Here is a 4,634-nt window from a genome sequence, read left to right on the forward strand (position 1 = left end):
GTGGCCACCACCGCGCGGAACTCGCCGCGCGCGCAGTGCTCGCGAGCGACGTCGGCCTCGAGCACGGGCGGGTCGTCCGCGAGTGGAACGTCCGCATGCAAGGGTGAGGGCGCCGGCGCGGGAACCATGCGATACGCGACGGCGGTCGAGACCTCGTAGCCGCGCTCGGCCAGTCCATCGGCGAGGGTCGCTGACGCCAACTCGGAGGCGGGCACCAGCGCGATCTCCCCCTCGGCAGCGGACGCGACGGGCCATTCGGCCAGCATTCCGGCCGCGCTCTGTTCACGCGTCGGTGTAAAGTCCACGCCGACCCCCGCCTCCCTCAACGCCGACGCCGTGGCACGACCCACCGCCGCGACGGACAGTTTGGGTGTGCTCGCGCGTGCTCGTTCCAGAGCCCCACCCCACTCTGTATCGGCAGCCACTGCGGCCAACGCCAACACTGTGTTCGCGGAAGTGACCGTGAGCCACGTGGGAGCCTGCGGGCGGGCCGCCGTTCCAGGACGGACAGTAACGGGGCAGTGTCCTCGGGAAGCTGCGCCTCGAGCAAGGGCGCCAGGCGCACGTCGTACCCGCGTCCCGCAGCAGGCCCGTGAGTTCACGGGACACGGCGGGACCGCGGGTGACCAACACGCGGGATATCACAGGGTCAACCGCGCCAATCGATCGGCGCCGTCGGCCAATAATTCATCCGCAATCCGCACGCCCAAGGCCGCTGCGGCCTCCACGGAGAGTTCGTCGGTGGCTTCGGAACGGCGCATAACCTCGGTGCCGTCAGGGTTGGCGACCACTACGTCCAGGTGCAAATCGCCGTCGACCATGCGGCCGTAAGTTCCCACGGGTGCCGCGCAACCGGCCTCGAGCCGGGCGAGTACCGCGCGTTCGGCGGTGACCGCCAACCGCGTGGGCAGGTCGTCCACGGCCGCGAGACCGCGGGCCAGCGGCGAATCCTCGGCGAGGTCACTCGAGACCTCGAGCGCAAGCGCGCCCTGCCCCGGTGCCGGAAGCATCCGCTCCGGGTCCAGGTACTCGGTGATCCGACCTTCCAGGCCCAGTCGCTTCAATCCCGACGCCGCCAGCACCACCGCGTCCAGGTCACCCGGGGCCACCCGGTTCAGACGGGTGCCCACGTTGCCGCGGATGTCCACGATCTTCAGATCGGGGCGCAGCGCACGCAGCTGTGCCACGCGGCGCGGTGACCCCGTACCCACGGCGGCACCCTGCGGTAGCTCGTCCAGGGTGAGACCGTCGCGGGCACACAATGCGTCGCGGGGATCCTCACGTTCGGGCAGGGCCGCAATGACCAGGCCCTGAACCGGTGCGGTCGGGAGGTCCTTGAGCGAGTGCACCGCCAGGTCCACGTCGCGGTCCAAGAGGCGTGCACGCAGGGCGGTCGCGAAGACTCCGGTGCCGCCCATTTGGGACAGCGGTCCGGTGAGCACATCGCCCTCGGTGCGCACGGTGATCAGCTCGGGCGTCATGTCGGCAGCGGCACCCACGGCGTCCGCCGCGTAACCGGTCTGCGTCATGGCCAGCTGGGATCCACGCGTTCCGACCTTGAAGGTTTCTTGGCTCACCGGTAAATCACCTCGCCCTGCTCATCCATGGCCACGGCAATCGGCTGGTCCAGCGGCGTCTGAGCACGGTGGGCCGGGGCTCGGTCTGGCCGCGCAGGATCTTCTGGCAGCAGTCCGCGGGGCAGTTGTCGAACCAGGTTCCCTCACCGCACGCCGAGACGCGCGGCGGGGCCGAATCGGTTCCGAGCCGCTGTTCAATGGCGTCCGCGAGCGCCCCCCACGAAAGCGGGGTGTGTGCCGGCGGTGGCCACGCGTTCGAATTCGATACCGGCCTCAGCCGCGGCGTCCTTGGCTTCGGTATCGAGATCCCAGATGACCTCCATGTGATCGGACACGAACCCCACGGGCACCACGGCCACGCCCTGAACACCGGATTCGGGCAGGGTTTCGATGACGTCGCAGATGTCCGGTTCGAGCCACGGGATCTGCGGCGGGCCGGAACGGGACTGGTACACGAGCTGCCAGTTCACGCCGTTCATCGCGTCCCCGAGCTGATCCACGATCCACCCCGACGCCGCCAAGTGCTGCGCCACGTACGCAGAGCCCTCTTCGAACTCGATCCGCTCTGAGCCGGAGGCGTGGGCGTCCGTGTCAGGAACCGAGTGCGTCGTGAAGAGCACCTCTAGAGGGCCCTCACCCGTGCGTTCGCGCAGCGAGGCCAGGGCGTCTCGCAGGCCTTCCACCGAGGGGGTCAGAAAGCCGACCTCGTCGAAGTACGGGCGCACCTTCTCCACGTGCAGCGTGTCGGCCAGGCCGAGCTCCTCCAGGCCCATGCCGTAGTCCTCGCGGTACTGGCGGCAGCTGGAATATCCGGAGAACGCACTCGTGGCCAGGACCAACAGGTCCTTGTACCCGCGCTCGTTGCACTCGGTGAGCACGTCAGCCACGTAGGGGTCCCAGTTGCGGTTGGCCCACAGCAGGGGCACGTCCACGCCGCGGCGGCGCAGTTCCGCTTCCAGGGCGTCACGCAGCGCGCGGTTCTGCGCGTTGATGGGGCTCACGCCACCGTTGGCGCGATAGTGGGTGGCTACTTCCTCGAGACGCTCATCCGGGATACCGCGCCCGCGGGTGACGTTGCGCAAGAACGGAATCACGTCCTCCTGGCCCTCGGGTCCACCGAAGGACGAGAGGATCACGGCGTCGAAGTGACGGGGTTCAGCGGCGCGCGCGGCGCTGAGTGGATTGGTGACCTGTTGTTCGACGGGTGCCATGCTTAGCGCAGCACCTCGGCGATCTCGGCGGTTTCGATCCGGCGTCCCGTGTAGAACGGAATCTCCTCGCGCACGTGCAATCGCGCCTCGGTGTTACGGAACTCGCGCATTACGTCCACCAGGTCCACGAGCTCGGGAGCTTCCAGGGCGAGCAGCCACTCGAAGTCGTTGAGACCGAAGCACGCAATGGTGTTGGCGAGCACCTGCGGGTAGTTGCGGGCCTTCATGCCGTGGTTCTTGAGCATTTCGGCGCGGCGCTCGGGGTTCATGTAGTACCACTCGTAGGAACGCACGAACGGGTAGACGCACACCCACTTCTCCGGTGCGATGCCGCGCGCGTACGACGGCGCGTGGTTGCGCGTGAATTCTGCGTCGCGGTGCACGCCCATCGCGTTCCAGACCTGGCGGGTTCCGCCCAGCAGCGGCTGACGGCGGATCTTGCGTACGGCCTCCTGCAGGACATCGGGCTCGTCACCGGTCAGCCACACCATGAGGTCAGCGTTGTCGCGCATGCCGGACACGTCGTACACGCCGCGCACGGTCACGTTGTCACCGGCGAGTTCCTGGACCAGGCGGTCGAACTCTGCCTGGTTCGCCTCGGAATCGGCCTCCGGGGTGCGATCCCCGGTACGCTCCAGCACGGTGTAAACAGCCCAGTACAGCTTCTCCTCGGTCGTCTCTTCCGTCTCGACGGCGGATTGCTGTGCTGCGTGTACGTGCTCGCTCATCGTGTGTGTCCTTTCGATGCTCGTGTCATGGCTGAAGTCTCAGTCAAGCTGTTCGGGTTGTTCGTACCCGTGGTTTCGCAGCAGTTTGGCAACCTGCTGCCGCGTATCGGCCACCACCGCGGCCAGTCCGGTGCCGGAAAGCCACGCGCCCACGGCAATCACGTTCGGGACGTCCTTGATGGCTCGGCGGAAGTCGTTGACGCGTTTACTGTGTCCCACGTCCGTGCGGGGCAAAGCGGTGTGCCACCGCACCACATCCGCGCCGACCAGTTGTTCGGGGCCGATGTGCACCCCCATCAGGGTGCGGGCGTCGCTGATGGCCAGTGAAATGAGGTGGCCGTCCGGCAGCGCAACCTCCGGCGGGACGGTGTCCGAACCGGTATCTGCGCGGCCATAGGACAGGCGCAGCACGTGACGGTGCTCTCCGGCCTCGCGCTGGACCCACGCCCACTTGGCGCTCGAGTGCGTCAGGGCCTTGGCGCGGACCTCTTCCACATCCGAGCTGACCAGCAGACCGGTCCCGCGCGGGGCGCTGTCGAGGTCCGGGCAGTCCAGCACCAGCGTGGCCAGGGCAACGCGCGGCCCGGGCTTGGGAGAGTAACGCTGCGAATCCGGCAAGTGGCCGCCCATGAGACGCACCGTGGTGGGGCCGTCAGCGGCCATGACCAGGAGCTCGCCGCGCGCCACGGCGGTTTTGTCGCCGTTCCGGGGCTGGCGTTGGATGACCATCCACCCCGGACGGCGCGGATCGCGATCCAGCGCGATCACGTCGTAGTCGGTGACGATCTTGACGCCGCGGGATTCCACGTCGCGCACCAACCGTTCGCTGAGCTGGTTCATACCGCCGTCCAGGCTCGCCACGTTGGCACCGGCCGGACTCTTGGCCCGCAGCGCTCCGGCGGCGGCACACAGGCTGCCGTGCTCGCGGAGACCGGCGCGCAGACCGGGCGCGACGGCGTCGACGTCGAGTTCATCGGGGTGGGTCGAGTACACGCCGGAGACGAACGGGGTGACCAACCGCTCGAGCACTCGGGTGCCCAGCCGAGCGCGCACCAGCGCGCCCAGCGACTTCTCCCCCGCGCCCACGGACGCGGGCAGCACCCGGTCCATGCGCGCGA

Annotated in this window: 5 protein-coding genes; all 5 read right to left on the reverse strand. The window is 68.5% G+C overall.

The features are described 5' to 3' along the window. The coding region (locus tag YO9_RS17630; RefSeq protein ID WP_223286302.1) for a uroporphyrinogen-III synthase at nt 1-602 on the reverse strand (602 nt) is incomplete at its 3' end. A 39-nt stretch (nt 603-641) separates the two neighbouring features. Continuing rightward, nucleotides 642-1,577 carry a hydroxymethylbilane synthase gene (gene hemC, locus YO9_RS0108655; RefSeq protein WP_016997125.1) on the reverse strand — a complete coding sequence of 312 codons (936 nt, stop codon included), beginning with the start codon at nt 1,575-1,577 and terminating at the stop codon, nt 642-644. Nucleotides 1,578-1,771: 194 nt separating this feature from the next. Beyond that, nucleotides 1,772-2,788, reverse strand: coding sequence for a ferrochelatase (locus YO9_RS0108660; protein ID WP_016997126.1), 1,017 nt, complete (start codon nt 2,786-2,788; stop codon nt 1,772-1,774). Nucleotides 2,789-2,790: 2 nt separating this feature from the next. Beyond that, on the reverse strand, nt 2,791-3,516 hold the full coding sequence (hemQ, locus tag YO9_RS0108665; protein ID WP_016997127.1) for a hydrogen peroxide-dependent heme synthase: 726 nt from the start codon (nt 3,514-3,516) through the stop codon (nt 2,791-2,793). A 39-nt stretch (nt 3,517-3,555) separates the two neighbouring features. Then, nucleotides 3,556-4,634: protoporphyrinogen/coproporphyrinogen oxidase (locus YO9_RS0108670; RefSeq protein WP_223286303.1), on the reverse strand; the 1,079-nt coding region annotated here is incomplete at its 5' end.

Origin of the sequence: Kocuria atrinae C3-8, from assembly GCF_000286355.1 — a bacterium.
GTDB lineage: Bacteria > Actinomycetota > Actinomycetes > Actinomycetales > Micrococcaceae > Kocuria > Kocuria atrinae_A.